Source organism: Catenovulum agarivorans DS-2, assembly GCF_000568405.1.
GTDB lineage: Bacteria > Pseudomonadota > Gammaproteobacteria > Enterobacterales > Alteromonadaceae > Catenovulum > Catenovulum agarivorans_A.
In genome coordinates, this window is record NZ_ARZY01000007.1 from 117,308 (window position 1) to 141,473 (window position 24,166).

General features: G+C 40.7%; 21 protein-coding genes. 12 read left to right on the forward strand and 9 right to left on the reverse strand.

What is annotated here, in order from left to right; all coding sequences use genetic code 11:
• The first annotated feature begins 330 nt into the window (after positions 1-330).
• From DS2_RS05910 to nspC, 7 genes are all read left to right on the forward strand, one after another.
• Entirely contained in the window at positions 331-1,482 is a 1,152-nt protein-coding gene (locus DS2_RS05910; RefSeq protein WP_051479655.1) for a methyl-accepting chemotaxis protein, read from the forward strand.
• 10 nt (positions 1,483-1,492) lie between these two features.
• A complete protein-coding gene (locus DS2_RS05915) occupies positions 1,493-2,356 on the forward strand; it encodes a nitrate- and nitrite sensing domain-containing protein (RefSeq protein ID WP_051479656.1) in 864 nt (287 codons plus the stop codon).
• A gap of 83 nt (positions 2,357-2,439) precedes the next feature.
• Complete coding sequence (locus DS2_RS05920; protein ID WP_035013739.1) at positions 2,440-3,579, forward strand: cupin domain-containing protein; 1,140 nt, start codon at positions 2,440-2,442, stop codon at positions 3,577-3,579.
• An 82-nt stretch (positions 3,580-3,661) separates the two neighbouring features.
• Positions 3,662-4,760 (forward strand): peptide chain release factor 2 gene (prfB, locus tag DS2_RS05925; protein WP_152537549.1). Its coding sequence is split into 2 segments (ribosomal slippage): positions 3,662-3,736 and positions 3,738-4,760, totalling 1,098 coding nucleotides; the frame shifts between segments, so codons are not numbered across the junction.
• Between the two features lie 29 nt (positions 4,761-4,789).
• Positions 4,790-6,343 (forward strand): lysine--tRNA ligase, encoded by a 1,554-nt coding sequence (gene lysS, locus DS2_RS05930; protein ID WP_035013741.1) that lies wholly within the window; start codon positions 4,790-4,792, stop codon positions 6,341-6,343.
• A gap of 121 nt (positions 6,344-6,464) precedes the next feature.
• Complete coding sequence (locus DS2_RS05935; RefSeq protein ID WP_035013742.1) at positions 6,465-7,673, forward strand: saccharopine dehydrogenase family protein; 1,209 nt, start codon at positions 6,465-6,467, stop codon at positions 7,671-7,673.
• A gap of 104 nt (positions 7,674-7,777) precedes the next feature.
• Positions 7,778-8,962: a carboxynorspermidine decarboxylase gene (gene nspC, locus DS2_RS05940; RefSeq protein WP_035013743.1), complete on the forward strand. Its 1,185-nt coding sequence runs from the start codon at positions 7,778-7,780 to the stop codon at positions 8,960-8,962.
• A gap of 35 nt (positions 8,963-8,997) precedes the next feature.
• On the opposite strand, the gene DS2_RS05945 is transcribed toward nspC, so the two are convergent.
• From DS2_RS05945 to DS2_RS05980, 9 genes are all read right to left on the reverse strand, one after another.
• Entirely contained in the window at positions 8,998-10,380 is a 1,383-nt protein-coding gene (locus DS2_RS05945; RefSeq protein ID WP_035013744.1) for a class II fumarate hydratase, read from the reverse strand.
• A gap of 97 nt (positions 10,381-10,477) precedes the next feature.
• Positions 10,478-10,753, reverse strand: coding sequence for a DUF3325 domain-containing protein (locus tag DS2_RS20160; RefSeq protein ID WP_081754199.1), 276 nt, complete (start codon positions 10,751-10,753; stop codon positions 10,478-10,480).
• Positions 10,750-12,315, reverse strand: coding sequence for a PepSY-associated TM helix domain-containing protein (locus DS2_RS05950; protein ID WP_035013745.1), 1,566 nt, complete (start codon positions 12,313-12,315; stop codon positions 10,750-10,752). Before DS2_RS05950 ends, DS2_RS20160 begins: the two co-directional genes overlap by 4 nt.
• The gene (locus DS2_RS05955) at positions 12,312-12,611 is read right to left on the reverse strand and encodes a hypothetical protein (RefSeq protein ID WP_035013746.1); all 300 of its coding nucleotides are present in this window, start codon (positions 12,609-12,611) and stop codon (positions 12,312-12,314) included. Before DS2_RS05955 ends, DS2_RS05950 begins: the two co-directional genes overlap by 4 nt.
• Before the next feature lie 106 nt (positions 12,612-12,717).
• On the reverse strand, positions 12,718-14,691 hold the full coding sequence (locus DS2_RS05960) for a TonB-dependent receptor domain-containing protein (protein WP_035013770.1): 1,974 nt from the start codon (positions 14,689-14,691) through the stop codon (positions 12,718-12,720).
• Positions 14,692-14,823: 132 nt separating this feature from the next.
• The gene (locus DS2_RS05965; protein ID WP_035013748.1) at positions 14,824-16,176 is read right to left on the reverse strand and encodes a sensor histidine kinase; all 1,353 of its coding nucleotides are present in this window, start codon (positions 16,174-16,176) and stop codon (positions 14,824-14,826) included.
• The gene (locus tag DS2_RS05970; protein ID WP_035013749.1) at positions 16,173-16,859 is read right to left on the reverse strand and encodes a response regulator transcription factor; all 687 of its coding nucleotides are present in this window, start codon (positions 16,857-16,859) and stop codon (positions 16,173-16,175) included. Before DS2_RS05970 ends, DS2_RS05965 begins: the two co-directional genes overlap by 4 nt.
• 125 nt (positions 16,860-16,984) lie before the next feature.
• A complete protein-coding gene (locus tag DS2_RS05975) occupies positions 16,985-17,548 on the reverse strand; it encodes a CBS domain-containing protein (RefSeq protein ID WP_035013751.1) in 564 nt (187 codons plus the stop codon).
• A 36-nt stretch (positions 17,549-17,584) separates the two neighbouring features.
• A complete protein-coding gene (locus DS2_RS05980; RefSeq protein WP_035013753.1) occupies positions 17,585-17,881 on the reverse strand; it encodes a hypothetical protein in 297 nt (98 codons plus the stop codon).
• An 821-nt stretch (positions 17,882-18,702) separates the two neighbouring features.
• Between DS2_RS05980 and queA the strand changes: the two genes are divergently transcribed.
• From queA to secF, 5 genes are read left to right on the forward strand one after another with little or no spacing between them, the layout of a single operon-like run.
• Complete coding sequence (gene queA / locus DS2_RS05985) at positions 18,703-19,746, forward strand: tRNA preQ1(34) S-adenosylmethionine ribosyltransferase-isomerase QueA (RefSeq protein ID WP_035013771.1); 1,044 nt, start codon at positions 18,703-18,705, stop codon at positions 19,744-19,746.
• 42 nt (positions 19,747-19,788) lie between these two features.
• Positions 19,789-20,913 (forward strand): tRNA guanosine(34) transglycosylase Tgt, encoded by a 1,125-nt coding sequence (tgt, locus tag DS2_RS05990; protein ID WP_035013772.1) that lies wholly within the window; start codon positions 19,789-19,791, stop codon positions 20,911-20,913.
• A 30-nt stretch (positions 20,914-20,943) separates the two neighbouring features.
• A complete protein-coding gene (gene yajC, locus DS2_RS05995) occupies positions 20,944-21,279 on the forward strand; it encodes a preprotein translocase subunit YajC (RefSeq protein ID WP_035013754.1) in 336 nt (111 codons plus the stop codon).
• Positions 21,280-21,291: 12 nt separating this feature from the next.
• Positions 21,292-23,145 carry a protein translocase subunit SecD gene (secD, locus tag DS2_RS06000; RefSeq protein ID WP_035013755.1) on the forward strand — a complete coding sequence of 618 codons (1,854 nt, stop codon included), beginning with the start codon at positions 21,292-21,294 and terminating at the stop codon, positions 23,143-23,145.
• 11 nt (positions 23,146-23,156) lie between these two features.
• Entirely contained in the window at positions 23,157-24,098 is a 942-nt protein-coding gene (gene secF, locus DS2_RS06005) for a protein translocase subunit SecF (RefSeq protein ID WP_035013756.1), read from the forward strand.
• Positions 24,099-24,166 lie beyond the last annotated feature (68 nt).

Here is a 24,166-nt window from a genome sequence, read left to right on the forward strand (position 1 = left end):
GGTGCAAGTTTCGCTGAGCGAATCCGCTACAGCATGTAAACCTCCTATCCAACAACAGCTAAGCAAGGCGTTAATCAAGCAATAATCGAATAGCACAATTACCTTAATGGTTTTTGTAGTGCACCTTTTTGGTGCTGATGGTCGCTGTCGGTGATTTTGAAACGGGTGACTTAACGGCTTGTTGTTACTTTTTTGCAACGCCATTTTGAAGTATTATTGTTTTAATTCGAGTTTTTTAAACAAGTCTGCACCATATTTGGCTATTACAGTGTTTATTTAATCTGGCATTTTAATTGCTACATTACCAGTAACAACGCTGAGAGGTAGTGTATGAGATCTGTAATGGCGCAGCCAGCATGTTTTATGATTAAAAATATCGGAATTCGTAAAACAGCTTGGATATATTGGTTCATCCTAATTTTTACTTTATCAGGCTATTTTTGGATGCCTGAGATATTGTTTAGTGTATTTGCATTTTGTGTGGCGTACTTTTTTGCTAGCTTGCTAGTTGCCATTCTAGGTGAATTGAAAGCCTTAGAAATTAAATTAAGGTCTAGTCAAGCAGATGGTTTCGACTATCGTAAACTAGAATTGCAAACTGTTGCGCTTGGTCGACCTATCGAGCGTTTGGTTGAAACTTTACGTGAGTTAACTCGGGTTAAAACCAACCTTTCAGAACGCATGAGTGAAGTTGAGCACTCATCCGCTCAGGTCATAGAATCTGCTCATCAAGTTTCGGCCAACGTTAAAAAACAATCGGATTCTACAACTTCAACTGCCGCAGCCATATTAGAAATGAGTCAATCTTTGGCTGAAGTCGTTGATAAAGTTAATCGAGTTTTAACCAGTTCTAAAGAAGCGCAATCAGTTACCGAACATGGCAAAAGTTGCGTTAAAAATTTACGTTCCGAAATAAAAGCGGTGAAGCAACAAGCTGAACAAACCCAAGGGCAAATGAGCTCACTAGATGACTTAGCGGAAAAAGTAGCTGTCATGTCGCAATCTATCCAAGATATTTCTGCTCAAACCAATTTATTAGCCCTTAATGCATCGATAGAAGCCGCGCGAGCAGGTGACTTTGGCCGAGGTTTTGCAGTGGTTGCTGAAGAAGTTAGGGCTTTGGCGCAGCGCAGCAATGATGCCGCCAACAATATAATCAGTAATGTGAATTTAGTGCGAGAACAGAGCCATCAGGTTACAGATGCAATGACACATGTGGTTAATTCAAGTTCTAGTTGTTTGTTAACAGCAACTGAGACAGACGAGGTTTTAGAGCAAATTGGTTTGCAAACATTAAGTGTACAAGACCAAATTCACATTATTTCGGCAAATGCTGAGCAACAAAATATGGCGACCCAAGAAATATCTCAGCATGTGGAGCGGGTGGTTGAAGGTGCACAAGACAACTCAAGAGTTGCCGAGCAAGCAGCAAAGGTTGCTGAACATTTAAAAAACTTAACCCAATCAGCTGTTAAAGTATAAGGATTGAAAAATGACTTTTCATCAAGTTTTACCCATTGTGCTTGGGTTGTTGGTTGTCGCTTTGTTGGTCTTTTTTGTTCTTCGGCAAAAGCGTAAAACTAGGATACTGCAAGTAGAAGGTGTTGGCACCATAGTTCAAGTAAAACAACTAATCACGAGTATTCAGCAGCATCGCGGTTGGTGCAGCGCCTATTTGCGTGGCGACGCATCTGTTATCGGCGATATTCAGCAATTACAACGTAAAATAGCACAAACAACATTAGCAATAGAAAATGAACATCCAATTAAATCTTACGAGCGATGGTTTAGTTACACAGAGCATTGGAAACGCCTATCAGGCTCTGCAACCACTTTAACAGCGGATAATAGTTTTAAGCAGCATACTCAGTTGATCGGCAACATGCTTTATTTGTTAGAAGATATTGCAGAGAGTCACTTTTTAACGGCCGAGCAATTAGGCGAATTTCCAGATATCAGTTTGTTGTGGAGAGAGTTGTTGCAGGTGAGCGAATGTGTTGGTCAATCTCGGGCATTAGGCACAGGGGTTGCAACAGTCAAAGAGTGCAATCGTGTTGAAAAGATCCGTTTGGGTTTTTTACGGCAAAAAATTACTGAAACAGCCGAAATAACCTATGCGCAGTTAAAAGAAAATCATTCAGGTCATAATCAACATAAATTACAAAGTCTAATTGAACATGCTAGTAAACAAACGCGTTATTTATGTTCGGTTATTGAGCATGAATTAGTTGAATGTGAACAAATTCAACTAGATGCGAAGAACTACTTTTCTTTAGCAACCGAAGCAATAAATTCATTGAATCAAATTTTTGATTTTAAACTTGCAGAGTTAGAGCAATTTTTAACGCACAAATAATACAAAGATAAACAGGCCCTAGGGCCTGTAGCGAACTTGGTTTATAATCATGCACTAATAGTGTATTGGCATCTGGCATTTTTATGTATCAGTTCGAACAGTTCAACCCCGAAGAATTTTTAACCAGCTATTGGCAAAAAAAGCCAGTGCTGCTTAAAGGTTTATTTAAAAACTTTATTGACCCTCTGAGTGCTGACGAGTTGGCGGGTTTGGCACAAGAAACTGAAATTGAGAGTCGAGTTGTTCAGCGGCAAGATAATGGTTGGCATGTTGAACATGGGCCTTTTGAGCAGTTTGAACAATTTGGCGACACAGATTGGAGCTTATTGGTACAGGCAGTTGATCATTGGCATATGCAGAGTGCGCAATTGTTAGAACCATTTCGCTTTATCCCAAATTGGCGTATTGACGATTTGATGATTAGTTTTTCTGTGCCTGGCGGCGGAGTCGGCGCCCATGTTGATCAATACGACGTGTTTATTATTCAAGGTATGGGTAAACGTCACTGGAAGGTGGGGGACAAACAACCATTAGAGTCAAAATTGCCACATCCAGATTTATTACAAGTGGCCGGATTTAACCCTTGTATTGATGCCGTTCTTGAACCCGGTGATGTACTGTATATTCCACCGGGATGCCCACATGAAGGATATGCAATCGAACCCGCTTTAAACTACTCAGTTGGTTTTCGGGCGCCAAACCAACAAGATTTACTGTCATCTTTTGCCGACTTTGCATTGCAAGAAGAATGTTTTAAACAAAGGTATCAAGATCCGCAATTGCAGTTAAGTCAATTTGCTGGTGATGTCACAACCGCTGAAGCAGATAAGTTAGTTGAGTTGGTTAAACTTAGCTTGAAACAACCACAACAAGTCAATAAATGGTTGGGTGGTTATTTAACCCAAGCAAAACATGATTTAGATTTACAATTACCCGAGCCTAGTTTTGAGGTAGACGACATTGTTGAAATCAATCAACAAGTGTCAACTTGGTTGAGAACGGGTGGGCTGCGTATACTGACGATTCAAGGGCAGCTGTTTATCAATGGGGAGTGGGTTGATAGCCAAGGATGTAGCGACGAATTTATTCGTTTGCTCGCAGATAAACTCGATTATCCAACTGCTGAGTTAACCGAGCAATTCAAGCTACCAGCAAACCTTGAACTATTTAGTGCATTGGTAAACGAAGGTTATATTTATCCATATGAGGAGGATGAGGAATAACCCGCTTTTTACCTATTCAAAGCCGTGAATTTTCGATACAATTCGCGGCTTAAATTTTCACCCTGCCACAATGGAAAAATTGATGTTTGAAATTAATCCAGTTCAAAACAAAATCAAAGATATAGCAGAGCGAACAGAGCTGCTTAGGGGGTACCTTTGACTATGAACAAAAAGCTGAGAAATTAGAAGAAGTTTCGCGCGAACTCGAAGACCCTGACGTATGGAACCAGCCTGAAAAGGCACAAGCACTTGGTAAAGAAAGATCAAGTTTAGAGGTCATTGTTAAAACCATTGATGATCTAACCCAAGGGTTAGAAGATGTTGATGGCTTACTCGAATTAGCGGTAGAAGCTGAAGACGAAGAAACCTTTAACGAAGCACAGCAAGAACTTGCTGAACTCGAGCAAAAGATAGAAACATTAGAGTTTCGCCGAATGTTTAGCGGCCCACAAGACGCAAGTGATTGTTATATTGATCTACAATCTGGTTCAGGTGGTACTGAAGCGCAGGACTGGTGCAGTATGCTGTTGCGTATGTATTTACGTTGGGCAGAAGCTCATGGTTTTAAAGCAGAGTTAATTGAAGTTTCTGAAGGGGAAGTCGCCGGATTAAAATCGGCTACGGTCCGTGTGTCTGGTGAATATGCTTATGGTTGGTTGCGGACTGAAACGGGCGTGCATCGCCTAGTTCGAAAATCTCCATTTGACTCTGGTAATCGCCGTCATACTTCTTTCGCATCTGCTTTTGTTTATCCGGAAGTAGACGATGATATTGAAATTGATATTAATCCGGCTGATTTGCGTATAGATACATATCGAGCATCAGGGGCTGGTGGTCAGCACGTAAACCGTACGGATTCAGCGGTTCGTATTACACATATACCGACCAATACAGTCGTACAGTGTCAAAACGATCGTTCGCAGCATAAGAATAAAGATCAAGCAATGAAACAGTTAAAAGCAAAACTGTATGAGCTTGAGCTACAAAAACAAAATGCAGAAAAGCAAGCAATGGAAGATGGTAAATCGGACATCGGTTGGGGTAGCCAAATCCGTTCGTATGTACTGGATGACGCCAGAATAAAAGATTTAAGAACTGGAGTTGAAAACCGCAATACACAGTCAGTGTTGGACGGCAACTTAGACCCATTTATACAAGCAGCGCTCAAAGCTGGTTTGTAAACCTAAATTATTGAGTCAGGAACATTAAAATGTCTGAACAAAACTTATCGAATCAAGAAGAGAATAAATTGATTGCTGAGCGCAAAGCCAAGTTAGCGAGTATTCGTGAAAACTGCTCAGCAAACGGCCACCCAAACGATTTTGAGCGCTCTCATTATGCTGGCGACTTACAGCAATTGCACGGCAATAAAGACAAACCAACTTTGCAAGCTGAAGACAACCAAGTGGCGGTAGCTGGTCGTGTAATGGCTAAACGTGGGCCGTTTATGTTATTGCAAGATATGTCTGGTCGTATTCAAGCTTATGCAGACAAACAAGTGCAAAAAGAGTTAAAAGAAAAATACGGTAACATTGATATTGGTGACATTATTGGTGTGAGTGGACCAGTAAGTATGTCAGGTAAAGGCGACTTGTACGTACATATGAATAGTTATGTATTATTAACCAAGTCTTTGCGTCCGTTGCCAGAAAAATATCATGGCTTGGCTGATCAAGAAACGAAGTATCGTCAGCGCTATGTTGATTTGATTATCAATGAACAGACAAGAGATGTATTCCAAATTCGTTCAAAAATCATCAGCGGAATTCGTAACTATTTAACGTCTCGCCGTTTTATGGAAGTTGAAACGCCAATGTTACAAACCATTCCTGGCGGTGCAACGGCAAAACCATTTGTAACTCACCACAATGCATTAGACATAGAAATGTTTTTACGTATTGCCCCTGAGCTTTATTTGAAACGTTTAGTGGTTGGTGGTTTTGAGCGTGTGTTTGAAATTAACCGAAATTTCCGTAACGAAGGTTTAAGCACGCGCCATAACCCAGAGTTCACTATGATTGAATTCTATCAAGCATATGCCGATTACAATGACTTAATGGACTTAACCGAAGACATGTTGCGTACGTTAGCGGAAGATGTGTTAGGTTCAAGTGTTATCACCAATACCAAGCGTGATGAAGAAGGCGAAGTTATTGAAACGATTGAGTATGATTTTGGTAAACCGTTTGCGCGATTGTCAATGTCAGAAGCGATATTGAAATATGCACCGGAATTAGACGCTGATGTGATTAACAACCCACAAGACAATCTAGAAGGGTTAAAAGCAATTGCAAAACAGTTGCATATTAAAGAGCCTGAACAAGATGGCATTTGGGGTCCAGGTAAATATTTATGCGAAATATTTGAAGAGGTTGCTGAGCATCAATTAATGCAACCTACTTTTATCACTGAATATCCGTGGGAAGTATCACCACTGGCGCGCCGTAACGACAATAACTCATTTGTAACTGACAGATTCGAATTTTTTGTTGGTGGTCGTGAATTAGCCAATGGTTTCTCAGAATTAAATGACGCTGAAGACCAAGCTGCGCGTTTCCGCAAACAAGTTGAAGAAAAAGATGCCGGTGATGAAGAGGCAATGCACTACGATGCTGACTACATTACTGCGCTTGAGTATGGTTTGCCACCAACAGCTGGTGAAGGTATAGGTATTGACCGTTTGGTGATGTTATTTGCCGATTGTTCAACCATTAAAGATGTAATTTTATTCCCGCATATGCGCCCGCTGGGTGCTGCAGAATAAGTTAAGCCGACAAAGCCCGCTTAACTGCGGGCTTTTTGATTGTGAGTTGTAATCTTTAGATTCTTGGTTAAGCTTAGTAGTTAACTGTGCGAATTTAAAAGAGTTTAATGAGAGAGTTATCATGAGTAAAGTTGTAATTATTGGCGCTGGCGGTGTCGGTCAGGTTGTTGCATTTAAATGTGCACAATTACCAGAGGTATTTACTGAAATCACTTTAGCGAGCCGTACTGAAGCTAAGTGCATCGACATCGCCCAAAAAATCAAACAAACATTAAATCGTGACATAGCAACTGCACAAGTAGATGCAGACAATGTGCCTGAATTAGTGGCATTATTAAATGAAATAAAACCAGAGCTTGTTATAAACGTTGCATTACCATATCAAGATTTAACCATTATGGATGCATGTTTAGAAGCGGGTGTTCACTACATGGACACAGCTAACTATGAGCCATTAGATACTGCAAAATTTGAATACAAATGGCAGTGGGCATACCAAGAAAAATTCGAAAAAGCAGGCCTCACTGCATTATTGGGTTCGGGCTTTGATCCGGGCGCAACCAACATGTTTACTGCGTATTTGGCTAAACATTATTTTGATGAAATACACACATTAGACATTATTGATGTAAACGGTGGCGATCATGGTTACCCGTTTGCAACTAACTTCAACCCAGAAATTAATATTCGTGAAGTGACCGCAGAGTGTCGCCACTGGGAAGATGGCCAGTTTGTTACCACCCCTGCCATGTCGTGCAAACAAACTTTTACCTGTCCTGATGAAGTAGGTACTTATAACATTTACCGCATGTACCATGAAGAATTAGAGTCATTGACCAAACATTTCCCAACGCTTAAACGCGCGCAATTCTGGATGAGTTTTGGTGAGAGTTATCTAAAACACTTAGAAGTGTTAGGTAATGTAGGTATGACAGGTATTGAGCCAATTGAATTCCAAGGCCAACAAATTGTGCCAATTCAATTCTTAAAAGCTTTATTACCAGATCCTTCAACTTTAGGCCCGCGTACTAAGGGTAAAACTTGTATTGGTTGTGTGGTCACTGGTGTTAAAGACGGTAAAGAGAAAACCGTTTATTTATACAATGTAAAAGATCACCAAGACTGTTATGGCGAAGTTCAGTCACAAGCAATTTCTTACACCACAGGTGTACCTGCTATGATTGGTGCGAAAATGATTTTACAAGGCAATTGGAAAAAGCCAGGTGTTTGGAATATGGAGCAGCTAGATCCAGACGCATTTATGGACGATATGAATCAATACGGCTTGCCATGGCAAGTAATTGAAAATCCAGGTTTTGATTTAGTCTAAATTCACCTGACTCAAACTTAACAAACAAGGTGGCCTTGAGTTGGTCAACCTTGTTTGTTGTTTCTCCTATTGGCGGTTAGTCGCCCTGTTAAAGTTTGAAATCCATGATAAATAGTAAAACTTTTTTGCAGTTTGATGCTTCACGTGTACCTTCACCTTGTTTTGTGGTCGATGAAGTTGCAGTCGAAAATAATTTAAAAGTGCTTGATTACGTACAGCAGCAATCTGGCGCAAAAATTTTATTGGCGCTTAAAGCCTTTTCTATGTACAGCTTAGCCCCACTGGTTGGCAAATATTTACACGGCACCTGTGCCAGTGGTTTACACGAGGCTAGACTTGGCCATGAAGAATTTACCACAGGTAAAGCAGGTAAGGGTGAGGTACATACTTTTAGCGCGGCATATACCGAAAAAGATTTGGTAGAAATTTTAAAAATATCGGACCATGTAGTGTTTAACTCGTTTGGCCAATGGCAAAGATTTCAACCGCTTATTCAAACGGCAAAAGCGCAGCGCCCTGAGCTCGAATTTGGTTTGCGCGTAAACCCATTGCATTCAGAAGGTGCAGAGCCTATTTACGACCCTTGTGCGCCTGGTTCGCGTTTAGGTATACCGTATCCTGAATTTGCAGAAAAGTCTCTTGATGGCATTACCGGCATACATTTTCATACCCTTTGTGAGCAAGCTTTTGAGCCGCTGGCGCGTACTTTAGATGAAGTAGAAAAACACTTTGCCGATATTTTGCCTAAGCTTAAATGGGTTAATTTTGGTGGTGGTCATCACATTACTAAACCCGATTATAATGTTGAAGGTTTAATTGAACGCATTAAAGCTTTCCAAGCTAAATATGATGTACAAGTGTATTTAGAGCCGGGCGAAGCTATTGCAATACATTCAGGTGTGCTTGTTAGCGAAGTACTGGACTTAACTTTTAATACAATGAACTTAGCTATTTTAGACAGCTCAGCCACTTGCCATATGCCTGATACGATTGAAATGCCATATAGGGCAGAAATTATCGGTGCTGGCGAAAAAGATGAATTGGCACATACATACAGATTAGGCGGACAAACCTGTTTAGCTGGTGATGTAATGGGTGATTATTCATTTGCGCAGCCGCTGCAAATTGGTCAACGGTTAATGTTTGATGATATGTCGCATTACACTATGGTAAAAACCACCACCTTTAATGGCATAGGTTTACCCAGTATTGCTTTGTGGAATTCACAAACCGATGAGCTACGTGTAGTAAAAGAATTTGGTTACGATAACTTTAAGAGCCGTTTGTAACTACATTGCACTACAAATGGCAGCGTAACTTTTATCTAATTTTGCACGCCACCTTGGGTAAGTGCTGTTGGGTCTAACAAACGCTCAAGTTCTTCAATTGAAAGATTGGTATTCTCTTGGGCAACTTCAATTATGGGTCGACCTTGTTTGTATGCCAACTTAGCAATTTCTGCTGCTTTTGCATAACCGATAATTGGGTTTAACGCTGTTACCAAAATTGGGTTACGTGCAAGTACTTCTGTTAATTTGTCGTCTTTAACAACAAACGTTTTAATTGCTTTATCACCGAGCAATTGGCTGATGTTTGCTAGCAGCTCGATACTTTCTAACAAATTTTTTGCTATTACGGGCAACATGACATTTAACTCAAAATTACCAGACTGACCTGCTATGGTTATAGTGGTGTCGTTGCCAATAACTTGTGCGGCTGCCATACAAGCTGATTCCGGAATGACAGGGTTGACTTTACCCGGCATAATTGACGAACCTGGTTGCAGTGCCTCCAGTTCAATTTCACCTAACCCAGCCAGTGGGCCAGAGTTCATCCAGCGCAAATCATTGGCAATTTTCATAATTGAAACAGCGGTTGCTTTTAACTGACCTGACAATGCAACGGCAATATCTTGCGAGCCAATATGGGTAAAAAAGTTTTGTGCAGGGGCAAATTCAATACCTGATTTTTGACTTAATGCCTTTGCAAAAAATTCGGCAAAGTTTGGATCAGCATTAATACCTGTACCCACTGCCGTACCACCTTGTGCGAGCGTTTGGAGTTGTGGTTGAATAGCTGTTAAGCGGCTGATATTTAGATTAATTTGTTCAGCCCACGCGTTTAAACTTTGGCTCATACGCACGGGCATAGCATCCATTAAATGCGTACGACCAGTTTTAACATATTTATCAACTTGTATAGCTTTTCGCCGTGTAACATCACGCAAGTGAGTCAGTGCAGGTAGTAGTTTTTCGTTTAATTCTATTGCTGCGCTGACATGAATGCTTGTTGGAATGGTGTCGTTGCTACTTTGGCCGAAGTTAACGTGGTCGTTTGCGTCAACTTTAGTTGGGTATACTTTATTTGCTAACGTCGCCAACACCTCATTCGCATTCATATTTGAACTGGTACCAGAGCCTGTTTGAAACACATCTACAGGGAAGTGCTGGTGAAAGTTGCTTGCTAGTAAATCATCTGCGGCCTGACAGATTGCATCAGCCATTTTTTCTGGTAATAGAGCTAATTTACCATTTGCTTTAGCCGCTGCGTATTTTACTAGGATCAAAGCTTTGATAAAAGCTTTAGGCATAGGTGTGCCGCTCACTGGAAAATTGATTATTGCCCGCTGCGTTTGCGCAGCATAAAGTGCATGTGCAGGCACTTCCAATTGTCCCATACTGTCTGCTTCTATTCGAAAATTCCGCATATTTTAGCTGTCCTAAAATTGGCTCAAACTTCGCAATACACGAAGTTTGAGCAGTTACACAGTAAAATTATGAAGTCCACCTTAGTAGTATAGTCGGTTACTCTCTGGTTATGTAAGTCAGTAGCATCGCAATGACTAAACTGACTAGAGTTGCGAGTCCTGACCAATAGGTAATGCCAAGTGCTATGCCTTCAACAGATATAGTGAGATACAAACTTAAAACCAACCAACTACAGCCAGCGTATCGCAATTGGTGTATGCGCTTTTGGCTTAACCTGTGCTTTTTATTAAATATTTGTTCATAGTGGCGTGAAAGTGACAGAGCTAGACACACAAATCCCGCGGTCATTAGTATGATTTCGACAAAGATCACGGGCTTACTCCTGTTGGGCGAGTATTTGCTTGTTGACCTAAGGCCAAGGCTGCCCAAGCACTTGCTGCACCTGTAATCAACATAGTTAAATCAAAAGCAAACATCTGCCAATCTTGCTGTACAAAGCTGCTGAAGAGGTTGTGGCCTGTAGTCAAATAATTAACCAGTGGCAGCATTGGAAAGCTGACCGCACACAACCACAAACTATTACGCCACAGGTGTTTATTTGGGTGGAATAAACAGATAATTAACCCCAGCCCCAAAGTGATAAATAAACTATGCATTTCCCATTGCGCTCGGTTGAGCATCTCTATAGGCAATAGCCGGTTGCTATAAAAGAACACGGCTAAAGCAATAGGCAAACCGACGACCACTGCAATATTTAGTCTTGCTAAGGTGTACGTGCGGTCAAATTGTTTAGCTGGATTAGCGTTTTTTAACCTTTTATTTAGCCAAATAATGCAGCCTGTGGCTATCATAGCGCTGCCCATTAAACCCGATAAAAAATACAGCCAACGCAAATAAATATCAGCAAATAAACCTTCGTGCAGGTGCTCTAACACGTCGTAAATTTGTGCTGCTTCACCAATTTTTTCGCCAGAAATATCAATAACAACTTGCCCGTCTTGTTGGTGATAGGTCAAGTGTGACACCAACTCAATACCTTGGTGATTATCAAACCATACTTCGTAGTGCACGTCGTCCGTTGTGCGTTTAAGTACACCAATATAGCTAATATTTAATTTGGGATAACGCTGTTGAGCGTCTAATAATACCTGTTGTGGCGATAAATCTGACGGGCTGAGCTGGCTGGTTATTTGCTGGCTATGTTCAGCGGATGCTGCGTAATAGAACTTTTTATTGTTTTCTTTGCCTTCGCCATAGTTGATGTTAATCACACCAGCCATAGATACAGTCATAAGCAAAACCAAACCGCTGTAAGTAATCATTAAATGGAAAGGCAGGGGAAGCACGCTAAATATATTATGAATGTCTAACCAAGAGCGTAAACCCTTATTGGCTCTGAAGGTAAAAAACTCAATAAATATCTTTTTATGAATGATGATGCCTGTTATCAAACCTATGAGCATAAACATGCTGGCAATACTTACTATGATATAAGCGACTGTGGTTGGCAAATAATGTAAATTATAGTGGAGGCGATAAAGTGTCATACCTCCAGCAGTATCACGAACTGGGCTAATATGATTGTTCGATAAATCAATAGATTTTTCATGCCACTGTTTTTCTATATTTTTAGCTGTATCGGCTAGCTGTAACCAAGATATTTTAACAAATGGCGAACGCTCGGCAGGAAAGCTTATATACCAACTTGGTGAGTCTGTCGCAAGTTGTTCTAAGTGTTGCTCTGCGGTTAATAAAACTTGTTGGTAGTCGATTTTATCTGTAACGGGCACCATTTCGGGCTTGAGCCAGCGGTCTATTTCATTTTCAAAATAGCCCAAAGTGCCAGTTAGAAAAATAAAGTATAACAACCAAGCACAGAGAAAACCGCTCCAAGTGTGTAACCAGTTCATCGACTGGCGAAAAGTATTTTTCATGATTTGAATACCAAGCCAAGGTAGCTCATCCAGCCACAACTGATGACACAAACCGCGGTGATACATAAGAATGCTTGTATGGCTGATTTAGTTGCAAATGTATAAATAGTCACAACTGTCCATATAATAAAACCAAGCATCATGCCCGCAACTATATTGTCTACAGTGTTGGTTGATGGAAGGTAATAGGCGATTAAACTGGCAAGTAGGTTAGCGGTAATAAAACCACCAATGAATGCGGTAATTATCCGCAGCGTGATATCCAGCTTTGTAGATTGTAGATAGAGCAAACTCATTATTTAAACCGTGGGCAAGTTTATATAGCTAAGTTCAAAAGTAGCATTGGGTAAAAAGGCCGAATGCTACTTTTGTTGTGTCCAAGATACCTTGGGTTTATTGTCGTTAGAAACTATAAGCAAGCGTCAAACGAATATCTCTACCCGCAGAGTTCTGACCAGAAATGATTTCGTAACCCGGATTGTGGGTTAAATCTTCTACTGAGCCTTGGCTTAAGTAAGTTTTATCAAATAAGTTTTTCACCGCTAAGTTAGCTTTAAGTGAATCAACAATTTGCCATGATGCATAGAAGTCATGCAGGGTATAACCTTGCTTATACACGCTCAGGGTTTCTTCCCAATCACCACCTTCATCAACTAATACTTCAAATGGGTCCATTGCTTCTACATATTGAGTGACCCAACCAAGTCGGATGTTTTGGTTAATTTCATAACTCAAGTCTAGTAAGTAGTTATCACCCATTGAGGTTGCAGTCGAGCTATGGAAATAACGGGTTGCAGTATCCCCATTAAACTCGGATGTTGCATGGTTTAAATCTATATGAGCGTAAAAATCAGCGATATTAAAATCAACTTGTAGGTAGTAGCCTTCAGTTTCTAAATCGTGATCTAAATTCTCTGCCAATTTGCCCCAAGGTGCCATGTTACCGATTGGATCTTTTATTTTTGACTGGTAACGTCCAACACCAATTTCAAAATTTTCGCCTTGGTAGTCGACACCAAACTCTAAGTTAGTCGCTGTCTCAGCTTTTAAATCTGGGTCGTTGGTGTAATAGCCTACTTTATATGAATCTTTAACTTTAGGGCCACGTATTGCAGATGCGTAACCAGCACTTAAACTTAAACCTTCAGTAACTTCTACACTTGCACTAAAGTTTGGTGATACACCACTGTCAGTAATTTTTTGTCCTGTCCAGTCGGTTAACTCATAATCATCAAAACGCGCACCCGTTGATAGGGTTACTACGTCAGCAATATTAACGACACCTTGAGCAAATATACCAATAACACTACCTTCTTCTTTCGTTGGTGTTTCTTCCAAAGAACTTTCATCGGTGCGGTAATTTAAACCGTAAACAAGGTACAAAGAATCGAACTGTGATTTATTTTTGATGTTGATACCTTTTGATACCACTTCACCATAAACTGGCGATTCACCATAAAAACGTGTTTGCTCAAGCTCGGTTTGGTAAGCCGTTACTCTAAAGTCGATTGCATCACTATCGATGGCGTCATAACCGTAGTTAACAATTAAGCTTTCACGTGTGCCTTTGGTGGGTGACAACCAATTTTTATTGCTTGGAATTAACTCTGGTTTATACAGAATGTCACCTTCTTCCTCTAAATTTTCATAACTAACAGAGACATATTGTTCGTCAGTTAAATAGGCAACCCCTTTGATATAGCCTAAGGCTTTTTCTGATCCTGTACCAACAAGTTCATTACCGTCACCATCTTCTAAGTTGCCAATATCTGACTTGGATAAACTCACAATTGCACTATATTTACGAGTATCATCGGCCGCATAAGCGGTTAAACTGAGTTTGTTGCCGTCACCATTACTAAAGTGCGCCGCTTTTAACAAACCACCAAAGTTGGCATCGCTGTCTTTTAGCATATCGATAGCATTTTTGGTTGTTAGTTGAACTGACCCCCCTAAAGCACCAGGGCCAACTGCAGCACTACCCGTACCAGCCTCAATTTCCACTTGTTTCAAGATTTCAGGCTCTACAGTTAATCTACCTGCATGGTGGAAAACAGCCTCAGCAATTTCAGCGCCATCAATCGAAATGTGCAGCATGTCTTCGCCAACATTTCGTAGATAAATTTTTTGCGACATACCAACTGAGCCGCCAACATTTATTGAAGTGTCAGAACGAAAGATGTCGGCAAGGTCATTTGCTTGAATTTTGGCTAGCTCTTCGTCTGTAATTAAGCGGTCTAAACCACTGGTTGCTTGGCCTTTTACCACTATCATTTCAACATCGTCTTGTTCGACTTTCTTCTTGTTGTTTTGTTGTTCTGCCCAAGCTGGTGATGAAATCAGCGCTGTTATTACAGCGCTCGTTAATGTCGTCATTTTCATGTAATGCATCTCACTTGTTGGATTTTAAGTTATTTATTAATTGCTAATGAGAATTATTACTATTTGTGTTGTTGTGTGGTAGTACTTTTACAATAGTTACATTTGCTAATAAATTGTACTGAAAGATCAACACGCTCTAGCGTTTTGCGGTAGCTGAATATTAATGAGTAGGCCGCCAGTTGGTTTGTTTGATGCTTCAATTGTGCCTCCAACCGCATGTATTTGTCTGCGAGCTAAAGCCAAACCTAACCCAAAACTTGCCGAGTCGGCTATGCGCGCTTTATCAACACGGAAAAACGGCTGGAATATCGCTTGTAACATATTTTCGGGCACACCTGGCCCTTGGTCACTGACTGATATTGTAAAATAGTCGTTGTGCTGACGTAGGCTCAATTCGACTGTCAGTTCAATGGGTGTATATCTAAGCGCGTTGCGCAGCACGTTTTCTAGTGCTTGGCCAATGGCTCTGTGGTGAGAGTTTGCTATTTTTGCACTATTCGGTAGGGTGACAGTTAGCTTATTATGAGGAAATTCAAATTTTGCATCTTCGACAATGACATCAATCAAGTCAACTAAGTCGAGTGATTCTTTTTGCAGCTTAGGTTGCTCGTTTTCAAGCCATGCAAGGGTTAGGGTATCGTCGACTAATTTACGAATTTGTCTTGATTCTCGTTCAACGCGTTGTAAGTTCTCTAATTGATTATGCTGGTCTTGTAAGCCCAAAACGGCAATATCTAGCCGAGTTAGCGGAGTGCGCAGCTCGTGTGATAAGTCAGAAATTAACTGTCTTTGGCTATTAATGAGATCGCCAATGCGCAATGCCATGCGATCAAAAGTTTCAGCCAGCTGAGCAATTTCATCATTTCGTTTACCGATACTATGCCTTACTCTGACTTGGAAGTTACCTTTGGAAAACTCTCGAGTTGCTTTTTCCAGTTGTTTAAGCGGATTGGCTATATGGTGATATAAAATCCACGACAATATACTTAACAACAACATTGGGATAATGATTTCCAATAGAATGCGGGTGGATGGCCAAAACGAGCCAGGGCGCATTCGTGTTGGGAGTTTTATCAAAAAGCTTGTTTGACCTTGGCTAAATGGAATATCCATAACTGGGTTATAGTTAAAATATAGATGGATTTTCCAATCAACACTGCGGCCTAAATAGAAACGTTCTGAATAGACTTCTTCCAATGGATCGCCCGCCACTTGAGTAAATTGATATTCAACAATTGCGGCCCAGGTGTTTTCTTGCTGTTTAAGTTTTGCCAGCCATTGTTCAACTGCTTGTTGATTGCCGGAGTTGTACAGCTGTTCTGCGTGAGCGCCCCATGCGTTTAGTTGAGCACGGTGCTCTGGCGCGAGCATGCTCATGCCTTCTTCCGCTCGTTCCGTTACAATATTCATTAGATAAAAAAAGCCGACCACACCAGTGGCTATAATCAGGCAAAGTTTCCAGAAAAGTCGTTTATTCATGCTAAGCAATACCCTTTACCATGCACGGTTTCGATGCGGTCACCGAACCAGCCTGCGGCCGTTAACTTTCGCCGAATTCTACTAACATGCATATCTAAACTTCTATCGTGTGCACCTAAAGTTTTTCTCAATACCCGTTGCGATAGATATGCTTTAGATAGGACTTCACCTTGATGCTGGCACAGCTCTGCTAAAATTTTGTATTGAATAGGCGTAAGTTCAATTTGCATTTGGCCAACATAAGCAGTTTGCTGCTGAGAGTTAATGGTTAAACCATCAATTTGTATGTTTTTAGCGTTTGTGTGTGCGCTGTGTATCGCTGTCCGGCGCAGCAGCGCTTCAATGCGCAACATCAATTCAGTGCGACTAAAAGGTTTAGTGACATAGTCGTCAGCGCCTTGACTTAAACCTGTTATTCTTTCTTGTTCGGCATTTTTGGCTGACAGCATTATTACTGGTACTTGACTGGTCTTGCGAATAATGTTCAGCACCGAAAATCCATCTCTTTTGGGCAACATAACATCTAATAGAACCAGATCTGGCTTGTGATTTGTTACGTCAAGCAATGCTTGCTCACCATCAAAACAATGATCAACTTGATAGCCAGCTTGCATCATTAGTTCGGATAATTGCTGATTTAAGTTTTTATCATCTTCGACTAAGAGAATACGGCAGGTACTCATGTTATTTGACTCAGAGGTTGATATTGATAAGTATTATCATTATCAACGCGAGCTAAGTCAAATATTGAGCGATATAGCGACAATAAATACGCCTGCTACGACTAGCAGACGTATTTAGTAGGGCGCTAATGGCCCGTTATTGCATTAAATATATCTACAAACGAAGGCGGATATTGAATTGAAATATTCAATTTTAGTTTACGTGCAATATCACTGGCAGATATTAGCCCGCGAATGTGGTGTTGTTGGCTATCGACCACTAAACAGTGCTGCACTCCATTTTGTTTCAAAGTTTCAATCACATCACCTATTCTTGCGCTAGTAATATCAGTAAAGTCTAACACTCTTAACTCACTTCGGTGACGCATTAAATCAGAAACCAGGATTTCATTTTGTTGATAACCATTTGCTGCCATTTTAACTATGTTTTGTTTGCAGATATCTTCATAACTGATAACTCCAACCAGTTCACGCTTGGCGTCAACCACTAGCTTCATTTTTACATGGGTACGCAACATCTCTTGTTCAGCTGAGAGAGCTGTGGTTTGACTGTCGATCATTAAAGGTTTGTGTTTTTTGAAATCGGTAAAAATGGCCAAAGCTGGAGAATTAACCGATAACTCATCAAAGTCTTCAGGTTGAACTAAGTGTTCTACATTCGTTAATGCATGTAATTGGATTGCTCGCATAGCAAGTACCTCTTAAATCAAATTAATAAAAATTGTTTATGCGGTAAAGCGAGCGTTTGGTGGCGAGCGGATGCTAGGGCGTTGATATGTACGTTTATGAGTAAAAGAATAGAGATCAATTAACTTGTTTTTAGCTGGCTGTGCAAAGTTCAGCTTAGCTAAGCCGAGCAGTATGCCAAATGAATCATTGTCACTATGGTCACAAACTGGTGTAGAGCCGCTACTAACTGAAATTTCAAATTCGCCAGTGGGCTTTGTGTGCGAGGGAACCGTCTCGACGACAACAAAATTCAATAACAAGATACTTAAAAATAGACGAAAATTCTTTGCCATTAATGAGTACCTTATTTGACTACGATTAACTTCAATATATAGCTAATTGGTCCTAATAAAAAGGGGGCAGTTTAGTTTTTTATGAAGGTGATAATTTGTTGCTGGCTTGTATTGGTGCTGTGGTTGGTGAATTTTGGGCAAAAAAAAGCCCAGTTGGGGGACTGGGCAATAAAATTGGCCTAATAAAGGCACTCAAGCACTAACAAAGGGATGTCATGAAAAACTCGGAACACCGTGTCTCTCAAAGATGGGTCTATTATATCGCTATTTTGTAATTTTACAACAAAAACTTTCATAAAAATTTCAAAAAATGACTTTTAACAGCTAAAATTAGAATTTTTTACATGTTTTTAACTTTCATATGTAATTTTAGTACATTTTCAGCTTGTTCGGTGCAAAATCATCCAACAAGCTAATGCTTCAATACTTTTATTTGTAGTCGCGCGTCGGTGGGGCTAATGAACATACTGGCGATACAGTACCTAGGCCAATGGATTGGAGATGTTTTGAACAAAACTTCAAAAGAGAGGGATATCTTTTGTGAGCGATCTAGGGACAGACTTGAAGCGTTTTTGTGAAAAATATACCAAGCAAGTGGCCGCTTCTTTGCCCCGATTTTCGCAGCGCCTACAACCAAATTCGAGGCTCAGAGTAAATTTCAATAGCAAGCAGGCAGTTTCCGCCCCCTGACACCCCATGACAGTGCGCCAAACAAAATCACCACTAAATAACAAAACATTTGCCACAAACATGCGCAAAACTTGCTATTAACCCCCGCAAGCAATAGACTATCGCGCTCTAAAAAACGAATTGATGTTAGCATGCGAGTTTCCGATTTTTCTTTTGATCTACCCGATGAACTGATTGCCCGCTACCCGGCTGAAAAACGTAGTCAGTCGCGTTTGTTGGTGGTCGACGGTGATAGCGGTGAAATAGAACACAAAGTTTTTAACCAAATGGTAGATTTGGTTACCGACAAAGACCTGATCATATTTAACAACACTAAAGTTATTCCCGCACGTTTATTGGGCCAAAAGGTATCTGGCGGTAAAATCGAGGTGTTGGTTGAACGTATGTTAGAAGGTAATCAAATTCTAGCACATGTTCGAGCAAACAAAGCACTCAAGCCGGGAACAGAAGTTGTGTTGGAACAGCACATTCGGGCAAAAATGCTTGAGCGCCAAGACGATCTGTTTGTTTTACAAGTTTTAAATGAAGAACCTATATTGTCCTTATTAGAGCAATATGGGCATATGCCATTGCCGCCATATATTGATAGGGCAGATGAGCAAACAGATAAAGATAGATATCAAACTGTATACGGTGAAGTACCAGGCGCTGTTGCAGCACCAACTGCCGGTTTGCATTTTGATGAAGCCTTATTGGCCAAAATAGCAGATAAAGGTGTGCAGGTTGAATATGTTACTTTGCATGTAGGCGCAGGTACTTTTCAATCGATACGGGTAGATAATGTAAAAGACCACCAAATGCATGCTGAGTACATAGATGTCCCACAACACGTGGTTGACGCTGTATTTGCTTGTAAACAGCGTGGTGGACGAGTGATTGCCGTAGGCACAACCTCGGTAAGAAGCTTAGAAAGTGCAGCGCAATTTGCTAACGATGCGTTGCTCGCGCCTTATCAGGGCGATACTAGTATTTTTATCTACCCAGGTTACGAGTTCCAAGTTGTAGATGCAATGTTTACTAACTTTCATCTACCTGAATCTACATTAATTATGTTGGTGTCTGCTTTTGCAGGTCAGCAACATATTAAACAAGCTTATAAGGTTGCGGTTGAGGAAAAATATCGTTTTTTCAGTTATGGCGATTCAATGTTTTTAACTAAACAAACGCAAAAATAAGCAATCAACACTGACATTGGTAAAGAATATATGTCTGATTTTATGAAATTTGAAAAAATGGCAGAAGATGGCCAAGCGCGTCGTGGCCGCTTACATTTTGAACGTGGTGTTGTTGAAACACCAGCTTTTATGCCAGTTGGTACTTACGGTACAGTTAAAGGTATGTCACCAGACGAGCTAGAGGCGATAGGCGCACATATTTGTTTGGGTAATACCTTTCACTTAATGTTAAGACCGGGTACTGAAATTATCCGTATGCATGGTGATTTGCACGACTTTATGAATTGGCAAAAACCTATCTTAACTGATTCTGGCGGCTTCCAAGTATTTAGCTTAGGTGAGTTACGTAAAATTACCGAGCAAGGTGTTATTTTCCGCTCACCAATTAATGGGGAACGTATTGAATTAACCCCAGAAAAAGCCATGCAAGTTCAGCGCGAATTGGGTTCAGATATCGTGATGATATTTGACGAATGTACTCCATATCCAGCAACTGAAGAGCAAGCGCGTACTTCAATGGAGTTATCTTTGCGTTGGGCAAAACGTTCTAAAGATGCACATGAAGGCAATCCTTCTGCGTTATTCGGTATCGTGCAAGGTGGTATGTATCCACATTTGCGTGAAGAAAGCTTAAATGGTTTAGAAGAAATTGGTTTTGATGGTTATGCCATAGGTGGTTTATCTGTAGGTGAGCCAAAAGAAGATATGATTAATATCTTAAATAACCTAACCGACAAAATGCCAACCAACAAACCACGTTATTTGATGGGCGTTGGTAAACCAGAAGACATAGTAGAAGCGGTTCGCCGTGGTATTGACATGTTTGACTGTGTAATGCCAACGCGCAATGCACGTAACGGTCACATCTTTGTTAGTGATGGTGTAGTTAAGCTTAGAAACGCAAAACACAAGACAGACACAGGCCCATTAGATGAAAATTGTGACTGCTACACTTGTAAAAATTATTCTAGAGCATATCTACATCACTTAGACAAATGCAACGAGATACTCGGTGCACGTTTAAACACAATTCATAACTTGCGCTACTACCAAAGACTAATGGAGCAATTACGCGACGCAATAGCCGCTGGTGAGCTAGAACAATTTGTTGAAGAATTTTACGCAGCACGTGGTTTACCTGTGCCGCCATTAGACAATCAAGATTAATTTATTTTTATTAGAATATAGGGGAATGTTATGGACTTTTTAATTGCAAATGCATATGCCAACGGTGCTGCACCAGCTCAAGGTGGTGGCATGCAAATGGTTATTATGTTAGTTGTTTTTGGTTTGATTTTTTATTTCATGCTGTATCGCCCACAAGCAAAGCGTATGAAAGAACATAAATCATTAATCGCTTCTATTGGCAAAGGTGATGAAGTTTTGACTCAAGGCGGCTTAGTTGGTCGAGTGAGCAAAGTAAGTGATGAGAAAGACTTCATTTTAGTGACTTTGGCAGACGGAGTGGACGTTGCAGTACAAAAAAGTTCTGTAACTGCTGTATTGCCAAAAGGCACGATTAAATCGATCTAATAGGGACGGATTGTGTTAAATAAATATCCTATGTGGAAATACCTGCTGATACTAGTCATAGTATCCGCAGGTTTTTTGTATGCTCTTCCCAATATTTATGGGGAAGATCCTGCATTGCAAATTTCAGCCACCCGAGGCGGTGATGTAGAAATTTCGCAATTAGAGCAAGTTAAACAAGCGCTCGACTCAAATCAAATTCCTTATCAGTCGATAAAAATCGAGAACAACCAAATTCAGGTTCGTTTTAAAGATACCGATGCTCAGTTAGAAGCGCGTGATGTTTCTATGCAAGCTTTAGGTACCGACTTCATTGTTGCGTTAAATATTATGCCTGCACAACCTAAATGGTTGGAAGATGTAGGTGGCAACCCGATGAAGCTCGGTTTAGATTTGCGTGGCGGTGTGCACTTCTTAATGGAAGTTGACATGAGTGTTGCTTTGCAGAAAAAGCAAGAGGAGATGTTAGCTGATTTTAGATCTGAGTTACGCGAGCAACGCATTCGTTATCGTAGGCTGACTGAACATGGTAATGGCATTAAAGTTTCTTTTCGTAAAGAAGAAGACATGCTTAAAGCGATTGACCATTTGTCAGATACCTTTCGCGAGTTGACGATCGATGAAAGCCGCAGTGATGAAAATACTTTAACCGCAACTATGTCTGAAGCACGTGTTAAAGAAGTTAAAGAATATGCATTGCAGCAAAATATCACCATTATTCGTAATCGTGTAAATCAACTGGGTGTTGCTGAACCTTTGGTTATGCGCCAAGGTGCAGACCGCATTGTAGTTGAACTTCCTGGTGTGCAAGACACAGCGCGAGCGAAAGAAATTTTGGGCGCAACTGCAACGCTTGAATTTAGAAAAGTGGACGAAGATGCAGACCCAGCATCGGCAGCTGCAGGCCGAGTTCCGCCAGGCTCAGAAGTATTTTATGACAGACGCACTGGTCGCCCTGTAGTGCTTAAGAAAGACGTTATCTTAACAGGTAATCACATTACAGGGGCAAATTCTAGCTTCGACGAATACCAAAGACCGCAAGTTAATATCGACTTAGACGGTCAAGGTGGTAATAAAATGTCGCACTTTACCAAGGATAATATTGGTAAAACAATGGCAACTTTATTTGTTGAATACAAAGCTACAGGTCGTAAAAAACCGGATGGCTCGCTAGAATTTGAAGCGATTAAAGAAGTGATTAATGTGGCGACTATTCAAGCTCGTTTAGCCCGCAGCTTCCGAATTACTGGCATTGATAGCCCGAATGAAGCTCAAAATCTCGCTTTGTTATTGCGTGCTGGTGCGTTGATCGCGCCAATTCAAATTGTTGAAGAACGCACAGTTGGTCCAAGCTTAGGTCAAGAAAACATCGACTTAGGTATGACAGCGATTGTCTGGGGTTTTTGTTTGGTACTTGCATTTATGATCTTGTACTACCGTGGTTTTGGCGTAGTTGCCAATATTGCACTTGCACTTAACTTAGTCTTAATTGTTGGGGTTATGTCGCTTATTCCAGGTGCAACGCTAACTCTACCTGGTATGGCTGGTATTGTCTTAACCGTTGGTATGGCGGTTGATGCCAATGTACTGATATTTGAGCGGATTCGTGAAGAAATTATCGATGGTAAAGGCCCACAAAAAGCCATTCACCAAGGTTACGATAGTGCATTCTCAACCATTGCCGATGCCAACATAACGACCTTTATTGCTGCCGTTATTTTGTTTGCCGTTGGTACAGGTCCAATAAAAGGCTTTGCGGTTACCTTAGCCATAGGTATCGCAACCTCAATGTTTACCGCTATTGTGGTTACCCGAGCAGTTGTTAATTTAGCTGTGGGTGGTCGTAAAGTGAATAAATTGTCAATTTAAGGAGCCGGCATATGTGGTTTAAATTTAAAAACACCATCAACTTTATGTCGCAAGCGAAACTGGCGATATTTTTATCTGCGGCAATGATTATAGGCTCAATTGTATCGTTATCAGTAAACGGCCTTAAATTCGGTTTAGATTTTACTGGTGGTACGTTAATTGAAGTCGGCTATGACAAAGCAGCGGATTTATCTGAAATTCGTGGTCAGCTAGATGCAAACGGGTTTAGTGACGCTGTCGTTCAACATTTTGGCACCAGTTCTGATGTATTAATTCGGTTAGCGCCGCGTGATGCTGTTAAGCCAGAAACACTAAGCAACCAAGTATTAGATATTGTTTCTACTACTTCATCTGGCGAAGCAGAGATGCGTCGCATTGAATTTGTTGGCCCAAGTGTTGGTGAAGAGCTAAAAGAGCAGGGCGGCTTAGCTATGTTAGTAGCGCTTATCTGTATCTTAATTTATGTGGCATTTCGTTTTGAATGGCGTTTTGCACTAGGCTCAGTATTGGCATTAGCGCACGATGTAACTATTACTGTGGGTTTATTCTCTGTTTTAGGCATTGAGTTTGATTTAACTGTATTAGCTGCGGTACTTGCGGTTATCGGTTATTCCTTGAACGATACTATCGTTGTGTTTGACCGTATTCGTGAAAATTTCCGTAAATTACGTATTGATGATGTAGCGGAAATTATCAACGAGTCACTAACGCAAACATTAAGCCGTACAACTATTACTTCATTAACCACTGTATTGGTGTTGCTTGCTCTATTTTTTAAAGGTGGTGCACTGATTCACGGTTTCGCAACCGCATTATTGTTTGGTGTGTTCATCGGTACTTATTCTTCAATATTCGTTGCAAGTGTAGCGGCATTGAAACTAGGTATTAGTCGTGAAGATATGATCCCAACCGTGATTGAAAAAGAAGGCGCGGATCAAGACCCATTGATGTAGACACATTGAATTTGAATCTGTCACTAAAAGGTCGCGAAAGCGTAATGCCAGTCAGTTAACAACTGACT

What these genes read in the sequence shown, in the direction of transcription:
- DS2_RS05910 (WP_051479655.1), top strand. Translation starts at nt 331, where the DNA reads ATGAGATCTGTAATGGCGCAGCCAGCATGTTTTATGATTAAAAATATC.
- DS2_RS05915 (WP_051479656.1), top strand. Translation starts at nt 1,493, where the DNA reads ATGACTTTTCATCAAGTTTTACCCATTGTGCTTGGGTTGTTGGTTGTC.
- DS2_RS05920 (WP_035013739.1), top strand. Translation starts at nt 2,440, where the DNA reads ATGTATCAGTTCGAACAGTTCAACCCCGAAGAATTTTTAACCAGCTAT.
- lysS (WP_035013741.1), top strand. Translation starts at nt 4,790, where the DNA reads ATGTCTGAACAAAACTTATCGAATCAAGAAGAGAATAAATTGATTGCT.
- DS2_RS05935 (WP_035013742.1), top strand. Translation starts at nt 6,465, where the DNA reads ATGAGTAAAGTTGTAATTATTGGCGCTGGCGGTGTCGGTCAGGTTGTT.
- nspC (WP_035013743.1), top strand. Translation starts at nt 7,778, where the DNA reads ATGATAAATAGTAAAACTTTTTTGCAGTTTGATGCTTCACGTGTACCT.
- DS2_RS05945 (WP_035013744.1), bottom strand. Translation starts at nt 10,380, where the DNA reads ATGCGGAATTTTCGAATAGAAGCAGACAGTATGGGACAATTGGAAGTG.
- DS2_RS05950 (WP_035013745.1), bottom strand. Translation starts at nt 12,315, where the DNA reads ATGAAAAATACTTTTCGCCAGTCGATGAACTGGTTACACACTTGGAGC.
- DS2_RS05955 (WP_035013746.1), bottom strand. Translation starts at nt 12,611, where the DNA reads ATGAGTTTGCTCTATCTACAATCTACAAAGCTGGATATCACGCTGCGG.
- DS2_RS05960 (WP_035013770.1), bottom strand. Translation starts at nt 14,691, where the DNA reads ATGACGACATTAACGAGCGCTGTAATAACAGCGCTGATTTCATCACCA.
- DS2_RS05965 (WP_035013748.1), bottom strand. Translation starts at nt 16,176, where the DNA reads ATGAATAAACGACTTTTCTGGAAACTTTGCCTGATTATAGCCACTGGT.
- DS2_RS05970 (WP_035013749.1), bottom strand. Translation starts at nt 16,859, where the DNA reads ATGAGTACCTGCCGTATTCTCTTAGTCGAAGATGATAAAAACTTAAAT.
- DS2_RS05975 (WP_035013751.1), bottom strand. Translation starts at nt 17,548, where the DNA reads ATGCGAGCAATCCAATTACATGCATTAACGAATGTAGAACACTTAGTT.
- DS2_RS05980 (WP_035013753.1), bottom strand. Translation starts at nt 17,881, where the DNA reads ATGGCAAAGAATTTTCGTCTATTTTTAAGTATCTTGTTATTGAATTTT.
- queA (WP_035013771.1), top strand. Translation starts at nt 18,703, where the DNA reads ATGCGAGTTTCCGATTTTTCTTTTGATCTACCCGATGAACTGATTGCC.
- tgt (WP_035013772.1), top strand. Translation starts at nt 19,789, where the DNA reads ATGAAATTTGAAAAAATGGCAGAAGATGGCCAAGCGCGTCGTGGCCGC.
- yajC (WP_035013754.1), top strand. Translation starts at nt 20,944, where the DNA reads ATGGACTTTTTAATTGCAAATGCATATGCCAACGGTGCTGCACCAGCT.
- secF (WP_035013756.1), top strand. Translation starts at nt 23,157, where the DNA reads ATGTGGTTTAAATTTAAAAACACCATCAACTTTATGTCGCAAGCGAAA.